This is a genomic window from Geodermatophilus sp. SYSU D00758 (assembly GCF_054049955.1).
Window position 1 is genome coordinate 1 of the sequence record NZ_JBJGYK010000015.1, and the last position, 14470, is coordinate 14470.

At 62.5% G+C, this 14470-nt stretch carries 16 protein-coding genes; 2 read left to right on the forward strand and 14 right to left on the reverse strand.

Features of this window, described 5'->3' with window-relative positions; all coding sequences use genetic code 11:
* Positions 1-672 precede the first annotated feature (672 nt).
* The 14 genes from ACI8AC_RS12640 to ACI8AC_RS12705 form a co-directional block, all read right to left on the reverse strand.
* Positions 673-2034, reverse strand: coding sequence for an ApeA N-terminal domain 1-containing protein (locus tag ACI8AC_RS12640; RefSeq protein ID WP_456898133.1), 1362 nt, complete (start codon positions 2032-2034; stop codon positions 673-675).
* 211 nt (positions 2035-2245) lie between these two features.
* The gene (locus ACI8AC_RS12645; RefSeq protein WP_456898134.1) at positions 2246-3163 is read right to left on the reverse strand and encodes a replication-relaxation family protein; all 918 of its coding nucleotides are present in this window, start codon (positions 3161-3163) and stop codon (positions 2246-2248) included.
* Entirely contained in the window at positions 3160-4848 is a 1689-nt protein-coding gene (locus ACI8AC_RS12650) for a hypothetical protein (RefSeq protein ID WP_456898135.1), read from the reverse strand. The genes ACI8AC_RS12645 and ACI8AC_RS12650 overlap by 4 nt, the downstream gene beginning before the upstream one ends.
* The gene (locus ACI8AC_RS12655) at positions 4848-5339 is read right to left on the reverse strand and encodes a hypothetical protein (RefSeq protein WP_456898136.1); all 492 of its coding nucleotides are present in this window, start codon (positions 5337-5339) and stop codon (positions 4848-4850) included. The genes ACI8AC_RS12650 and ACI8AC_RS12655 overlap by 1 nt, the downstream gene beginning before the upstream one ends.
* Positions 5336-5635, reverse strand: coding sequence for a hypothetical protein (locus tag ACI8AC_RS12660; protein ID WP_456898137.1), 300 nt, complete (start codon positions 5633-5635; stop codon positions 5336-5338). Before ACI8AC_RS12660 ends, ACI8AC_RS12655 begins: the two co-directional genes overlap by 4 nt.
* A gap of 181 nt (positions 5636-5816) precedes the next feature.
* A complete protein-coding gene (locus ACI8AC_RS12665) occupies positions 5817-6314 on the reverse strand; it encodes a hypothetical protein (protein WP_456898138.1) in 498 nt (165 codons plus the stop codon).
* Positions 6307-6765: a hypothetical protein gene (locus tag ACI8AC_RS12670; protein ID WP_456898139.1), complete on the reverse strand. Its 459-nt coding sequence runs from the start codon at positions 6763-6765 to the stop codon at positions 6307-6309. The genes ACI8AC_RS12665 and ACI8AC_RS12670 overlap by 8 nt, the downstream gene beginning before the upstream one ends.
* Positions 6766-6781: 16 nt before the next feature.
* The gene (locus tag ACI8AC_RS12675) at positions 6782-7141 is read right to left on the reverse strand and encodes a hypothetical protein (protein WP_456898140.1); all 360 of its coding nucleotides are present in this window, start codon (positions 7139-7141) and stop codon (positions 6782-6784) included.
* Positions 7138-7293: a hypothetical protein gene (locus ACI8AC_RS12680; protein WP_456898141.1), complete on the reverse strand. Its 156-nt coding sequence runs from the start codon at positions 7291-7293 to the stop codon at positions 7138-7140. Before ACI8AC_RS12680 ends, ACI8AC_RS12675 begins: the two co-directional genes overlap by 4 nt.
* Positions 7294-7917: 624 nt before the next feature.
* Positions 7918-8115, reverse strand: coding sequence for a hypothetical protein (locus tag ACI8AC_RS12685; protein ID WP_456898142.1), 198 nt, complete (start codon positions 8113-8115; stop codon positions 7918-7920).
* 366 nt (positions 8116-8481) lie between these two features.
* Entirely contained in the window at positions 8482-8691 is a 210-nt protein-coding gene (locus tag ACI8AC_RS12690) for a hypothetical protein (RefSeq protein WP_456898143.1), read from the reverse strand.
* Positions 8692-8726: 35 nt separating this feature from the next.
* Positions 8727-9092 carry a DUF2958 domain-containing protein gene (locus ACI8AC_RS12695; protein WP_456898144.1) on the reverse strand — a complete coding sequence of 122 codons (366 nt, stop codon included), beginning with the start codon at positions 9090-9092 and terminating at the stop codon, positions 8727-8729.
* A 637-nt stretch (positions 9093-9729) separates the two neighbouring features.
* Positions 9730-11205, reverse strand: a complete 1476-nt coding sequence (locus tag ACI8AC_RS12700; RefSeq protein ID WP_456898145.1) for a helicase HerA domain-containing protein — start codon at positions 11203-11205, stop codon at positions 9730-9732.
* Positions 11202-12116 (reverse strand): replication-relaxation family protein, encoded by a 915-nt coding sequence (locus tag ACI8AC_RS12705; protein WP_456898146.1) that lies wholly within the window; start codon positions 12114-12116, stop codon positions 11202-11204. The genes ACI8AC_RS12700 and ACI8AC_RS12705 overlap by 4 nt, the downstream gene beginning before the upstream one ends.
* Before the next feature lie 146 nt (positions 12117-12262).
* Between ACI8AC_RS12705 and ACI8AC_RS12710 the strand changes: the two genes are divergently transcribed.
* Together ACI8AC_RS12710 and ACI8AC_RS12715 are read left to right on the forward strand one after the other, a co-directional pair.
* On the forward strand, positions 12263-13036 hold the full coding sequence (locus ACI8AC_RS12710; RefSeq protein ID WP_456898147.1) for a single-stranded DNA-binding protein: 774 nt from the start codon (positions 12263-12265) through the stop codon (positions 13034-13036).
* Between the two features lie 110 nt (positions 13037-13146).
* Positions 13147-13926, forward strand: coding sequence for a hypothetical protein (locus ACI8AC_RS12715; RefSeq protein ID WP_456898148.1), 780 nt, complete (start codon positions 13147-13149; stop codon positions 13924-13926).
* Positions 13927-14470 lie beyond the last annotated feature (544 nt).

Consider the following 14470-nt stretch of genomic DNA (forward strand, 5'->3'; position numbering starts at 1 on the left):
TCCTGCAGAACTCAGTCTGGCTGTGACCTCCAGCTAGCAGCCGTGGCAGTGATCCGGTGGGGACCCGGGGTGCGCCAGCGACCTTCTCAGTCAGTCACCGGCCCGTCCAGGGTCCTCCAGTGAGCAGTCTTCGTCGTCGTAGTACCCGAGGGCACGCAGGATCGCGTCAACAATGTCCTCGGTCACACGCTCGTTCGGCACGTACTGAATCCCCGATCGCTCTCATAAACGCACCTGACAGTGCGTCCGCCGAGCGGACGCTACGTGCATGGGGCATGACTCTGAGCGATAGGAGCAGATGCGAGTGGCGGTAGTGAGTCCTGAGACGCCGGTGACAGCGGAGGTCCCGCCCAGCGGCTTGGCCGCCTGCCGCCCGGCAAGAGCGGGTGGCGGGTACCTCCCGCCACCGCGCCTCCGAGCCACGTCGGCCGTCGAGGCTCAGGGTCAAGGGATCAGGGCAAACGATCTTGAGCAAGCGCTCGCGTCCCCGCAGGGGTGGTCAAGTTGGTTTGCACCCCTTGACGCTGAGGGCGGCCGGAACAAGCTCAGGGCGGCAGGAGAACACAGCCTCCGCGAAGCGGAGGCGTACGAGGCTCTCAGCCTGCGCCGGCTTTGAGGCGTCCCCGTGGCCGAGCATGCATTGCAGGTCTTGACGAGGAGGTCACCGTCCCGCTACTGAAAAAGCCGGGGCAGCCGGTCAAGGGGCAGATCTAACATGCGCAGTACATGCGCGACCCCGATGATGGTGAGCGCCCGCGTAGGCGGTCTGAGTACCTCCCAGGAGTAGTCCTCTGCTCCATGCGAGAGCTTATTGCGGTACTCAGGAACCTTGCCCGGAACGAGGTCTAAGTCAACAAGGTCCGCGATGTCCTCGGACACGGTGTCCCGCAGCTGCTGCAGGCGCTCGCTGAGGCTGTAGCGGCCGAAGCGGTCGAGCCATCGGTTAAGGAAGGCCCGCCCATCCCTTCCAAGGCCCCGAGCTTTGATCTCGGCGAGGATGTGCTTGCGCTTCTGTTGGTGTTCCGCAACAGATACCGGGCCCTCGCCGGCGATCTGCGTGTGCAAACCTTCGAGCGCCTGGACAAGCGACAAGAAGCGTGCTCGAAGATCCATACGTTCAGTGACACCGTGCATGAGCGGCTGGATGAAGCTTCGGTGCGTCTGCCGGAGGCCCTCCCACCGCTGCAGGAGCTCCACCGGGTTGTAGGGCAGGTCGCTCAGGACGAAGAGGGACTTCCCGTCATTTTCCATGTCTCGCTGCGGAGCGAAGGGGGCTTGGAGGATGTCGCGAGCGAAGACCTGATTCTCGCGGCTGCCCCGCCCTGGGACGGCGGCATCCTGGTCAAGGGTCAGCCAGGCGATGCTCTGATTCTCAAGCGTGGCCAGGGTAACCAGCTCCCGAAGGGGCAGGACATGCCTCGTAACCCACTCAGCCGCTGTGAGGGCTTCGCCGTCCCGAACCTCGAACACTGGCGCAGTTCGGATGCCGAATTGGAAGTAGTCAAGGTTCCGTATCGACCACCAGTATCTGCAGCGCAGTTTGGTTCCGCCGTGTTCATAGACCCTGTTGGCATCCACGCTGATCGTCGCGGCGACCTCGACATCGCCTCCGTCAGGACGGCTGCGAGGTGTCCGCATGGAAGTAATCGGAATGGGGCCGAACACGCGCTGGGCATTAGTGATTTGCAGACTGGCCTCGTGGAAGGTTGATTGCGGATCACTTGTTAGGTCAAATCCGACAACTGCTGTGGATGCATGGAGGGTCGCTCGGCCAGGCCACCAGGAGGTGACGGATGTGTCAACGAGGAGGACGACGGGGCCGTTGCGAAGCTCGCAAAGCAGGGCGGGATGCTTCTCGGTCGGCTGCGGAAACCGCATCTCTTGGGCAACCTCGTACGGCCAGCCGAAAACTTCTGCCGTCGGCCTCTGCTCGGCTGCCAGTTCCAGTTGTCCAGGAAGATGGTGCCCATTGGGATGGAGAATTGTGCAGGGATAGGAGCCGGCCTCGTGTTGCAGCTTGGGGAAGTCGGACATAACCCCTCCCTCGTGTATGTACGGCTATCCCTGCTTCTGCCTACGCTAACAACCCTGCAGCAGGCAGGTCGATGAGGCTGTCAGGGGCTCCCATCCAGCGCAGGCTTGTTGCTACCTGAAGACCCTTTGTCTTCGGGTACCTGCTGATCGGTAAAGCGGAAGGTGAATCGTCAAGATGTAAAGCGACAGCGTGTCTTGACGAGAGGAGCCGTCAGGGCTCCTGGGCACTCAACGCTGGCAGGTCGATGAGGCTGTCCGTGGCGCCGAGGTAGGCCGGATGCCAGTGCGCCTCGCCGAAGAACGCCGCTGGTGCCACGTCAAGCGGCGAGACACTTGTCAGCATGAAGATCCCCGCGAAGTCCTCGAAGAGCCTCCGCTCCCGCAGCTCCTGCTGCGTCCAGAGCCGAAGCTGCTCACGCCTTCTGACAGACGGCGTTGTCACCATCACAGTGACGGAAGGCGTTGGGACAAGCGTCCGGCTGGCAGGCGAGGTCAGCCAGAAGGCAAGCGCTGCCACCTTTTCCCGCCACTGGTGTTGCCGCTCCGTGTCTCGGTCAACCTCAAGCAGAAAATGCTGCAGCCCGCCAGCAACGCTGAGGGTGAAGAAGGCATCCGGCACAACCGTGACGCGTCGAGGCTGTAGCACTCCCCCACCCGCCGGCACGGTCGCCTTCAGCCCCTTGCGCCGCAGGTCACGCTCAAGCAACAGCTCCTGCAGGCTCACCCCCGGCACCTCCTGCGTCAACTGCTCGAGTGCGACCAGGACATCAACCACCGCCAGGGTGTGTGGCATGAACAGCGGGTTGCGTGAGGCCTCGGTGAGCTCTGCAGGGCGGTAGTAGGAGGGAACGGTGTCCCCGATTGCCTGGAGCGCCTGGCGCCCGCGCCAGGCCAGCGCATGGACGCGGGGGGCGGTGCCTCGGGCAGGCTTGGGCAGCTCCGCCAGTGGCAGGACGTACTCGTCCTTCACCAGCCGGCTGAGCCGGCGCTGCGCGTAGCGGTTCTCATCCCGCCTGTTGTCCGGCCAGAGCACGCGGTTGAGCTGTGCGGCAGTGAGGTAGCGGAACCGGTTGAGCGCGCGCAGCACCAGGACATCGGTGTCGGTCAGCTGCAAAGGCTTGCGTCTCACGGGACAGCCCGTGGAGGCTTGCGAGATCGGCCCGGATGCCGAAGCGGCTGCAGGCCCTCGGGTAGCCGCAGCACCGGTTCCTCGGGCACCGACAGTGCAGCAGTGTCAGGAGAAGTAGCCGGGCGTACCGGCTCCTGCGCGGGCTGGCTAACCGGTGGCGGCGGGGCAAGCGTGTCTGTGTCCGGGACGGCACCAGCCAGTGGCTCCGGGACCTGGAGCCGGGTGTCGATCTCCTGCAGGATCGCCTGCTCGGGTATCCCGTCCCGGCGCATCAGCTGCGAGCGGAAACTGTCGGTGACGGATCGCTCGGGATACTCGCCCGCATCGATGTCCTCAACGGTGACGTGTCGAAGCGTGGTGGGCAGCTCCCCTTCCCGCTCGCTCTGCCCGACCAGGAAGTGATAACGCTGCAGGTCAAGGAAGATCCGGCTGTTCAGGTAGTTCTGCTCACCCTTGGTGAACTCCGTTGTCTGCGACCCCACAGGAAGTGACAGGGGCTCCCGGAATTCCTTGCCAGGGCTGGGAAGCGGTCCATAGATGGTTCGGGACTTCTTCACCAGGTAGGGGTCGTACCGGTAGAAGCGCCGGGCAAGCTCCTCAGCCGCCTGGTCATCTGATGTCTGCCCCAGGATCACAGTGCCCATTGACAGGACAGTTCGCCTGATCTGCTCAGGCAGCTGAAACAGCTCCTGCGTGGCAAGTGTTACCCAGATACCATGCGACCGGGAAATGCGGTGCACGAGCTCGTCGATATCACCGGCCAGCGGGTCTCCGGGAAGTGACGCGTTGCCCACCATGTAGGACAGCTCGTCGATGATGAAGCTCACGGGGGAACCCATGTGGTTGTGTCCGCGCTGCTTGATGAAGGTCAGGAACGACTGATACACCCACAGCAGGCAGAACTTCTTGACCTCTGCGTTTTCGATGTCCCGAAAGTCAAGCAAGACGGCTTGTCGCTTTGCAACCACCTCCTGCCAATTGATTCCGGGCGTTGCGGCACCGAAGATCGCCCGGAAGTTCGGGTGAAACTGGAAGAGGGACAGCTTGCTGCGAAGCGACCCAGCCTTACTCGCCCAGTCCCGGGCGTTCAGTTGGCCGAGGGCACGAAGCTCAGCAATCGCTGCTGCTGTCTCGGGATGCAGCGTCTCCACTGCAGCCAGCCGGCCGTCCCACCGCTGCGGCGTATGGATCAAACTCCACAGCTCCGTGATGCCCAAGCCCAGGGCGGACAACACGATACCCCCTGCTAAGGCAAGCGGTGCCAGCGCATTGAGCCCTTGGATGGACGCGGTTTGCAGCGCCGGATCTGCGCGCCGGACGATTTCGACGAAGCGCTCGCTTCGCGCACTGAATCGCTCGCCAGGACGTGCCTCGTAGTAGATCGGCCAGGGGATGACACGCCCGTCCTGCCCGTTCATGTTCACGTAGCGGACGCGCTTCCACAGCTGCCGCCGTTTGGTAAGCGGCTCCCTCCCGATCTTGTCCAACAGGTTGTCGATCGTGCCGCCGACAGGATCAAGAACAACCAGGGGTATCGGTTCCTCGCGGTTGAAGTCCTGCCAGGCCATAATCCGGCCAAGGGTTCGGGACTTGCCGGTGCCGCGCGTGGCACAGAAGAACACCCCCATCCCGCGCGCGGCATCCGGCAGAAGACAGCGTTCAAGTTCCCCAGGATCGGGGGTCATTACGACCCCTCCTCCACTTCGGGATCGTTGACAAACACCCCCAACTCGATGCCGGAGACTTCTGCAGCAGTCGGTTCGGGTTCAGCCTCCATCTCGATAATCGGATGTTCCTCAGATGGCGAAATCCGCGCAGCCTCCGTCAGTGATTCCAGCTCTGGAACCGGTGCGAACATCTCAAGGTCTTCCAACTTCTCGCAGATCTCCAGGTACGCCCGGTGCAGGCATGGGTGGCCAGCGTGCGCAGCATCTACCCGGTGCTCAACAGGTGCGCTGTGGTACCTGCGCCAGTAGCGCTCGTGCAGCCGCGCCTTCGCCACAACGAGTCTGGCGGGACTTGGATCCCGGGCAACTTCCCCCAGCAGCCACGCGCCCCACTGGACGAAGCGCAGGCTCTCCTCACACCAGGTGTCGAAGGGGTTGGCCTTCTCCTTGAACAGGTTGAGATCAGAGTTGTTGACCCACGACCGGTAGGCGCTGAGGTCAGCCATCACGCCGCCTCACCTTCTCGCTCCTCCAGCTCCTGGAGCGTGCGGTAGCGACGCTCGACGTCTTCGATCTCTGCAGAGGCAGTTCCAGCCCAGCCCACGTACTCCTCAAACGAGGCCGTTTCTGTAGTGATGGCGTGTCGCAGGATCCCACACCAGGCGAGAATCGTTGACGTGACGCTGATCTTAACGGTGGATCGTGCGTACGTGAGGAGAAGTTCAGGGCGCACGTCAACTGCGTACAGCTTCGTGATGAACTCCTGATGCCCGCCGACGATCCGTGAATACCGGTTATTGGCCACAGTTGCAGAAACGGAGTCGCTATCAACCAACTCGTCCCGCCGCTGATGTCCAGGATCGCTTTGTAGACGAGACTGGCCGGCCCCGTCTTAAGGTCGGAAACCTTGACGAGGTCCCTAACCTCAACCAGCCGGAGGGCGCTTGTCTGCAGGAGCGTTCCGAGGAAAAGACTTTCAACGTCCATCAGGACACCTCCCCCGTGCCCTCAAGCTTCTGCAGCTTCCGGTAGCGCACCGCCACGTCCACCATGTCGGAGAAGACCTCGTTGATTTCCGCCACCATGTCTGAGAACGACTCTTCGCCCTGCTTGAGGTAGTTGAGGACGGAGGATCCCGCGCTGAGCGCGGAGCGGAAGGTGTTCTCAAGCACCAGCTGGCCGTAGCCGACCGTGTTGTGGATGTCAGGTGTTGCGCTGAGGGTGTCCAGGATGAAGGAACCGACGTTCCCGTTGGCCTCCCAGTCCGGCATCCGCTCAACACCCGCGAGGACAGACTGGGGCTCCACGAATCCATCCCGGCCGCTGATGTCCAGGATCACCTCATAGCAGGCCGCAGCCAGAGTGCTGCCCAGGTCTTCCGGCCGTACCAGGCCACGCACCCGGGACAGGTGCAGGGCGTGGGAGGCGATCAGCGAGCCGATGAAGGCGTACTCATGCGGGTGGATCTGGGGTTGCTCAGGCACCGGAACCCCCCTTAAGCAGGCGCTGCCAAAGGTTCGCCCGCTCCGGCTGACTCGCAGCAGTCAGCGCGCCGCTCACGGTCTGCGCGAACACCTCATTGGTGGTTGCCTGAAGCCCAAGCATGGTTTGCGCGTGCTGCTGCAGCGCAACTTCGTTGAACTTGCGGGACAGCTCCTTGACTCTCGGGTTGGTGATGGCCTCCTCGCGGGTGAAAACACGCGCGACCGTGGTCGCAAAGATCTCAGTGAGGAACTCAGTCAGGCGACCAGCAATCAGACTCACGAAGAGCTGCCGCTGCGCCGCGGCATCCAGCACAGCCCAGTCATCAGCCAGCCGGCGGTACACCGCCTTCTCGCCGGTGGTCAGAGGACGCTTCGGTACAGCGAAGCTCGTGAAGTCATGCAGCTTCGGTGCGGACATCCTGATGTCAAGCGGAACGGGCAGGTCGGTCATCTCGTTCTTCTCCCTTTTATAAGGTGTCGTCCTGCCACCACGGCAGGAACTTGGTGTGGAGCCAGTACCCCAACTTTTCGCCGAACGATGTCGGCGGTTTTTCCGTGCGCGGAAAGCCAACGCCCGGAAGGCTTATTTCTGTGTGCATCTCCGCAACCGCCGCAAGTGCGGTACGGGCAAGGGCAAGAAGTTGTGCTTCGGCAGCCTGCCGGCTGGTTTCGTCAAGTGACGCAAGACTGGCAAGGGCTTGCTCAAGCTGCGCGAGGATCGCCTGTGACTTCTCCGCCGCGCTACAAGTGGCAGCAGCGTCCAGGCGGGCAAGAGTGAGGGCGTAGTCGGCAACGACCTCAGGCCGTACGTCCTCCCGCCGGCTCATGACACACCGAAGTGGATCGTCAGGTCAGCAGCTGTCACGAACTCGCCCTCGACGTACTCGCCTGCGGGCGTGTGGACGACTGCCCCGGCCGGCACGCGGAAGGACAGCGGCGCTTCGCCGAAGGAGCGGTAGATCCAGGCGGTGTCCGGCACCGGCCGGCCATGCTCGTCCGGGCCCTGCGACCAGCGGGACGGACTGCCGTCGATGAGAGAGGCAACCTCAGCCGCGCTTGCCGGCACCGACGGTGCAGCGTCGGGCGGGGCCGGAGTGTCCGGCTCTTGCGTGCGGGTGGGGGTGGCCTCGACCGGCGGGGGAACCTGGGGCGCTCGCGTCGGGCTGGGCTCCTCAACGACGACCGGCGGCTGCGATGTCGGCGCGGGTTCGGGCGTACGCGTAGGAGAGGAAGGTGTCGGTGTCGTCGGTGTCCGCTCAGCCGGAGGTTCCGGCAACGTCTCGTGGAGAACGGGTGTCCGCGCTTGCGGCTGAGAAGCCTCGGGGTGCGCCAGGTCGTACAGCTGGAAGCCGATGAAGATCAGCGCCCCGAGGATGAGGAGAGCGATCAGCCGGTTCGGCGGCAGCAGGCGTTCAGGAGGTCTCCGGGCTCAGCGCGAAGCGCGCGCCAGCAGGACCAGGAGAGAGGGTGGTGGTCATGGGCATCCTCGGGCGGTGTAACGGGTGACCTGTTACAACTCTACCCGCGACTTTGTGCTCTACCTCACAAGCGCACCACGTACAGTCGCGAACCCGCAGGTCAGGCGGTGAGACATGACGTCGGGCTAGGTGCCCTGCTGCCTCTTGCGCGCACGATGCGCTGCCACGCGCTGCTTCGTCCGCTCCTTCACCTCGTCCGCATGTCGCTGTCGCCAGGCCTTGTCGTTGGCTCGCTTGCGTTCGCGCTGGTGGTCGAGCTTCGCCCGCGCCTCAGCGAGCTCCCGCTCAAGTTGTGCCACCCGGTCGAACACCTCGACAGGCACGTGTCCATCTCCCTCGGCCGGCTGCCCTGGGGCAGGCTCCAAAGGAGCAGTATCACGCCTCAGCGCGACTTCGGCATGATCGACTTGTCTGGGTTGTTGTTTTCCGTCCTTAAACGGCGCTCCCCGTGTTCAACGCTCATATCAAACTTGCTTATAACAAATCCGCCGGTATTCTGCAAGTTCTAGGGCGCGTTTCGGGGAGGGGTAACCGCCAACCGCTGGAAGAACCGAAGAGACGATAGTCGGGAGCCGTTGGTACCCGCCAGCCGAAACGCGCCTGGCGGTTGGCAGATGATATACTGGCGGAAAGCTTCGTTGAGAACCTGCACCTTCCCCCGAGCTTGATTCGGGAGAAGGAACAAGCGCTTAACGCTTATTGTTTGACCCGCCACCGGTCAACTGAGTGGCGAGAGCTGCCGTCCAGCCGCCGCCGCCTTGTTGCGGCCGCTTGTACTCAGTCCGGGTCACTGCCTCAGACTCGAGATACTTGTGCGGGTCTGCGGCGACCTTTTTGAAGGCCTCTTCCTCAGACTCCGCCTTGACCGACCACGTCCGCGTGATTTTGAAGTACTTCATGTTTCTCACCTCCTTTCCGCGCAAGATTCCCTGCGCTACTTTCTCAGCCGTGACAACCGGCAGGGCATGAAGTATCGATCCCGTTCAACCGGCAGGCCCGAGATTCCGCGAACCTGCAAAAGTTCAGACAGGGTGAAGTAGCCTAGCTCCGGCTCCACCCCGATGACATAACCAAAGAACACCACGTCATCACGCTCCGGGTCGTACTCAGTCAGCGGCCGGTGGTCGCACCCGACACCAAACCCGCACCCCTCCTTTTCCCGGGTTGCCCCCTCAATCACGTACCACGTCCAACCGGTACCCGGTGCGAAGAACTTTGCGACCACCACCGGATCCGCTTCCTGTTCTTGGCTGTACAGCTGGGGTATCTGCTTCTTCAGCGTCTCAGTAAGTAGCTTCATGCACTCACCTCCTTTCCGCTGCAGGATTCAGGAGAAGCTCCTTTGCAGCAGCTAGAACACACGGCCTCTCAGGATCAAGACACACGGCGCACTGTTTTGTCAGGACCGAAACCGCAGTTTCGCCGCCGCAGCGGGCCGACTGGAAGGAGGAGTCTTGACGAAACTGTGGAAGCCGTGTGACACACTGGGAAAGCTGCGAAGGAGCGTTGCCAATGGAGGGTCGTGGCGTTAGCCTCTTGTAGCGTCCGCCCATGATTCCGTATGGATAGCCGGACACCGCTTTCGTCATCTCTTGGCGTTAGCCCCTAATAATTCAGGGATCTGCCGGAAGGGGGGTGTGGGAGGAATGCCGGCAGATCCCCTCCGCTTCCCTCCGCAGGAGCCCCCGACCGTGCACAACCGCCTCGCCTGGCAGGATCACACCAGCGGTACGGGAGGGGGGTCCACCGCACATCCGCTGCTTGCCAGCCTCGGATACGACCGTGCGGTGGACCCCCCTCCCGGCCTCAAGCGTCTGCTTCCTCCCACTACAGATTCGCGAAGCCACCGCCTGTGGCACTGATGACGCCGCGATTGAGACGTACCGGGTGAGGTCTACCGGGTTGATCCGGTACAGCCGTCCCGGGAGCACCACCCCTCAGGTGGGCTCCTCCGAGGCCTCGTAGAGGCTCACGGGTGCTGCCGGGGGCCGCCGGCTGATGCCAGCCGGCACCGGGACAGCGGGCTTCCCGGCAACCGGGAAAGCGGGTGCGGGAACGAAGTAGCGCCGCAGGTACTCCTCCCGAACCGTGGCGACCGCCTCCTTGCCCACCGTCAGTCTAGGAAGGGTGCGCGTCCTGATCCGGTACTGCCGGTCGTCTGGCAACGTCACAACGGCATGGCCGCGCTTGAGGTACTGAATCCCCTGGCGGTGCAACTCCCACTGCTCCTGCAGCTGCAGGTATGCAGGGTGCGTGCGCTGCCCGCCGGCCGAGGAAGGGATCTCGTGCTTGACCAACATCGGGTTGACTGCACCCACTTGCTCGGCCGAGTAGGTGGCATCCTTGCGGCCGGCCTTGAAGATCACCTCAAAGCCTACATTCTCAAGCGCACCCTTGAGCCGCTCGTCAGCCTGCGACCAGTTCTGGTGGGACAGGATGCTAAACAGGCGGTATTTGCGCGTCTCAGACAGGATGTCTGAGAAGCTCCCCTGATCCTTCTTCGTGAAACGCTGGAACTCATCTATCACCAGGTGGTGTGACGGGAGGCGGTCTACCTCACCCTCATCAAGCCGGGAGCGCGACTTGGCGGCCTGTTCCATCCCCACCGTAAAGAGACAACCGAAGAGCTGGCTCGCCTCCGGGTACTCAGGCACTGACAGGTTGACCACCATGCTTTGGCCGGCATCAATGATCGACCGGAAGTTGAGGCTGTTTATCGGGTTCCCCAGGCTGTAGCGCATGAAGGGCGCGTAGGTCAGGTCGTCTACCCGGTTGAGGGTGGACTCCTTCTTGTCCGCCTCATCGCGGCCCCACTTATCAAAGCGCATCGTGAAGTAGCGGATCACCTGCGGATCGGTAACCTGTCCAAGCAGCTGCATCCGGTAGGCCTGGTCAGTCAGAAGATCAGCCAGGGCGGTGATCGGCAACCGGTTCTGCCGAAGCACGATGATGGAGTGTTTGACGAGGTTGGTGAAGGTGGGGGCACCAACGGATAGTTCCGGGTATGCCCGCTTGAACGCATCCGTGACGAACTCCCCGACCGCATGATCCTCGTAGGGCTGGTCGAGGAAGTTGAAGGGGAGATACCGCTTGGCATCCATCGCCGAGGGGATGTCAAGGAAGATCAGCCGGTCGTACATGGCAGCGTTCCGGTAGTAGCCGGCCTGAATTAGATGCGCCAGAAGCAGCTTGGACAGCGTGCCGTGGGGATCAATCAGGGTGAAGGGCAACCCCGCCTCAAGAAAGGCGAGGCACAAACCAAGCAGAAAGTAGCTCTTGCCTGAGCCCGTCTTGCCGATGACATGCATGTGGCTGAGTGCCTGCTTTGTCGTTATCGAAAGTGGCAACTCCACCAGAGGAAAGATCCGCCGAAAGCCCAGCGGGATGATTGGCCGCTTCGTCCACAGGCTCACGCGCTTTCAAACAACACCTCCTCTACAGCTGCGGCCGGCGGATCCAGCAGCGCCACAGGCTCGTCGTCTTCAGGCGTACACCAGACAGGACTAAGAAAGAACTTCTCAGGCGGCGTGGCAACCGGTGAGGCGCAGGTGAAGAGAAAGATGTCCGAAAGAGACTCGGCCCGCTGGCGGGCAAGCTCCGCCCGCGTCCAGATCCGCAGCTGCTTGACCCGCTCCCCCGACGGTGCAACAACCGCAATGGTGAGGTTGTCTGTTGCAAAGGCTTGCCGGTACGGCCCGGGAGCCCAGGCGGCGTAGCCTGCAACCTTCTCCCGCCACGCCTTCTGCGCCTCCATGCCCCGATCCAGCTCAAGCGCAATTGAGATCACCGGCCTTCCTGCCGGCTGTAGCTGAAACCAGCCGTCCGGGATGACTGCAACACTTCTTGCTCGCTGCGCTTGCTGAACGCCAACACGGACAGGATGCCGCCGAAGGTGCCGATCAGTCAGAAGACGCGGACAGCTCACCCGGCTCCGCTGACACAGCAGATCCGCTGCGATTAAGACATCGATTGCCGCCAGCCTGTGGGGCATGAAGAAGTCGTTCCAGGCGGCCTTTTGTTCTTCAGACGGCCGAAAGTACGGCAGGACGGCAATCCCCAAGCGCTTGAGATACGCCCGCCCGAGCCGGTGCAGCGTGAAGACGTGGGGTGCCTGGCCGTAGCGGGGCGTTGGCAGCGCGCGCAGCCGAAGGGCAAAGTTCGTATCAGCCAGCCGTTTGAGGCGGCGTTGCATATAGCGATTCTCATCAACCAGGCGCGGAAACAGCAGCCGGCTCGCTTGAGCCGCAGTGAGATAGTGGTAGCGAGACAAAGCGCGAAGGATCGCCGTATCTGTCTCAGTGATTGTTGGGCGCGCTGGTTCCATCGCGAAAAGACCGAGTGTAGCGCCCATGAGTGGTAAGACGTTGGCAAGTCGGTAAGAGTTGCGTATGAAACTCCGCCCTACCGGCTGTTGAGGCTGACAGCATATTGACTTCTCAGCAGTCGCTTCCCTATAATTCCCTCCTGTTTATGAAGGAGCAACACGCAGCATTCAAAGAGTTCAACCACGAGGAGGTATCCGCGCTGCTTCGCGCAGACATGAAGAAGGCGCGGGATCTGTCCCACGGTGAAGGAACCGTGCTGCAGATTGCTGAGGGCAAGACCGTCCTTGAGGTCTTCCCCAAAGGGGTTGTCCGGGTGACAACTGAGCGGTCACGCGTTGAGGTGCATGACATTGGGGGCTTTGCCCTCAACCCAGAGCACGGCCATGTGGTGTTTGAGCAGAGCAGCAGTGAGGAGCGCTCGCGTTTGGTGGTGCGGGACAACGGCAAGGTGTCCTTCTACCCAGTCCTCAATGCCGCAGAATCCGCTTACAAGCGCCGTCCCCAGCAAATCGATGCAAAGGCCGGCCAACCACTCACAGACGCACCAGAACCCGCTACAACGGCACCACAGCCCCATGACGGGACATCTTTAGAGTCTGGTGAATCTGAACCGGTGACGCTGCAGGGGCGGCTTGGCCGGGATCCTTGGTTCTCAGGAGGCGTGGACGCGCGTATCGCCGGCTTCCCGCTGGCCGTCAATCACGATGACAAGACAACCTGGCACAAGGTCGTCGTCTTCGACGAGACTGCTGAGGCGTTGAAGGCTGCAACGCAGCGGGGCGAGATTAGGAAGGGACGGCTGGTAGATGTCAGCGGTCGCCCTGTGACCCGCGAGGAAGAGACACCTCGAGGCACGAGGAAGACCTTAGAGATCCACGCGACCTCCGTTGCTCGGGTGCGGGCAGCGAGGTCTCGGTAGCGGGCTTGGCCAAGAGGCAGCACACCGCTTAGGAGTAGGGGGCGAAAAGCCTATCCATGGCGGCGCCAGGACCACTTGACCCGATGTAGCCACACTGTCACTCTTGCGACATGGGCATCGAGGTGACGGCCCTATGGGTGGGCTTGGTCTCCGGCGTTTTCGGCATCATTTCTGGGCTCTGCGGCTTCTTCCTCTTCATGCAGGCTCAACTCAAGAAGCGCGCTGGTCAACGTCCACGAAGCGAGAAGACTTCCATGCCAGGCGCAACCGGCGCCGCATTTGGACGATCGTCCTCTCCGCCCACTTCCTCCGGCGCAGACCATGGACAAGTCGGCGAGTCCCTGAAGCCGCGCTACATGCCCTATGGTCAGCCGGGTATTGTCGACCCACAACCAAGTCACGCTTATGGCGCAGAGAAATGGCCGAGAGCAGGCGATAAGATTTCGGCTTCGGTAGCTGGCCGTCACTTTCGCCCGTTCAAGCAGGCGTGGTCGCGGCTCGAACAGTGGATCGAGGACTCCGGTGAGTACTCCACGGCGCTAGTTGCAGGTGGCGTCATCGCTCTTGTTTCCTCGGGCTTAACGATCCTCGCGGGCTCCCTTCTCGTCGGCCTGCCCATTCCCTACGGAGACATTGCCGCGCTCGAGGAGGGCTCGACTGAATACAGCGTCGCGGTGATCGTCACTGTCGTGCTACTGGGGACGTTTTTGCTGTGGGTCGTTTCCTCAGCCAGTCTCTTGTATCGCCTGGCTATCGTGCCGCTTTCTCGGCAGCTCCTCAAGCACTCCTCCAGCAGAGCGCTCCCGGCTCCTTCGGTCGCTGCGTTGTGGATCGCCTGGCTTCTAGCTTTCGTGGCGCTCGTCCTTCTTGGCGTGAACACGGCAACCTGACGCGCCCCGCCGGGCGCTTCAGATTGTGGTTGCATGAGCACTGGACAGGCTTGCCGCAGTGCGGCCTTCTTGCCGGCGGCGGAGGAAGGTCTGGAAGGATCCGACGACGGCTCCCCTCCCCGGCAACGGGGATCCAAGTGCGCTTCGCGCACTCCCCCTGTGGGGCGAGTGACCGCTGCTCCAGCTCGCTCCCCTACGCACCTCAGCACCCGATCCCGTTACGTCACCCACACAACTTGAGGAATTCGGACGTGGTTCTTGCGAGGTGGAGCAGTGGTCAGGAGGTCGGCCGCAGGGAGCGAAGCGACCACCGAGCGAAGCGAGCGGTGGGGCCGACCTCCTGACCGCTAGGTCACTCGTCCCACTTAACGCGCCGGGACGGCGCTTCCCCCTTCCAGCTGCTGTGCCGGCCGAAGGCCGGTGCTCCGGTTGTGCCTCTCCCGTACCGGCCTGAGCCGGTACACCTGCCGCCAGGCTGCATGTGGATAACTGACGTGTTCGAGGACGTTTTTTGCACGACAACGATTCCCCCCTAGAACCCCCC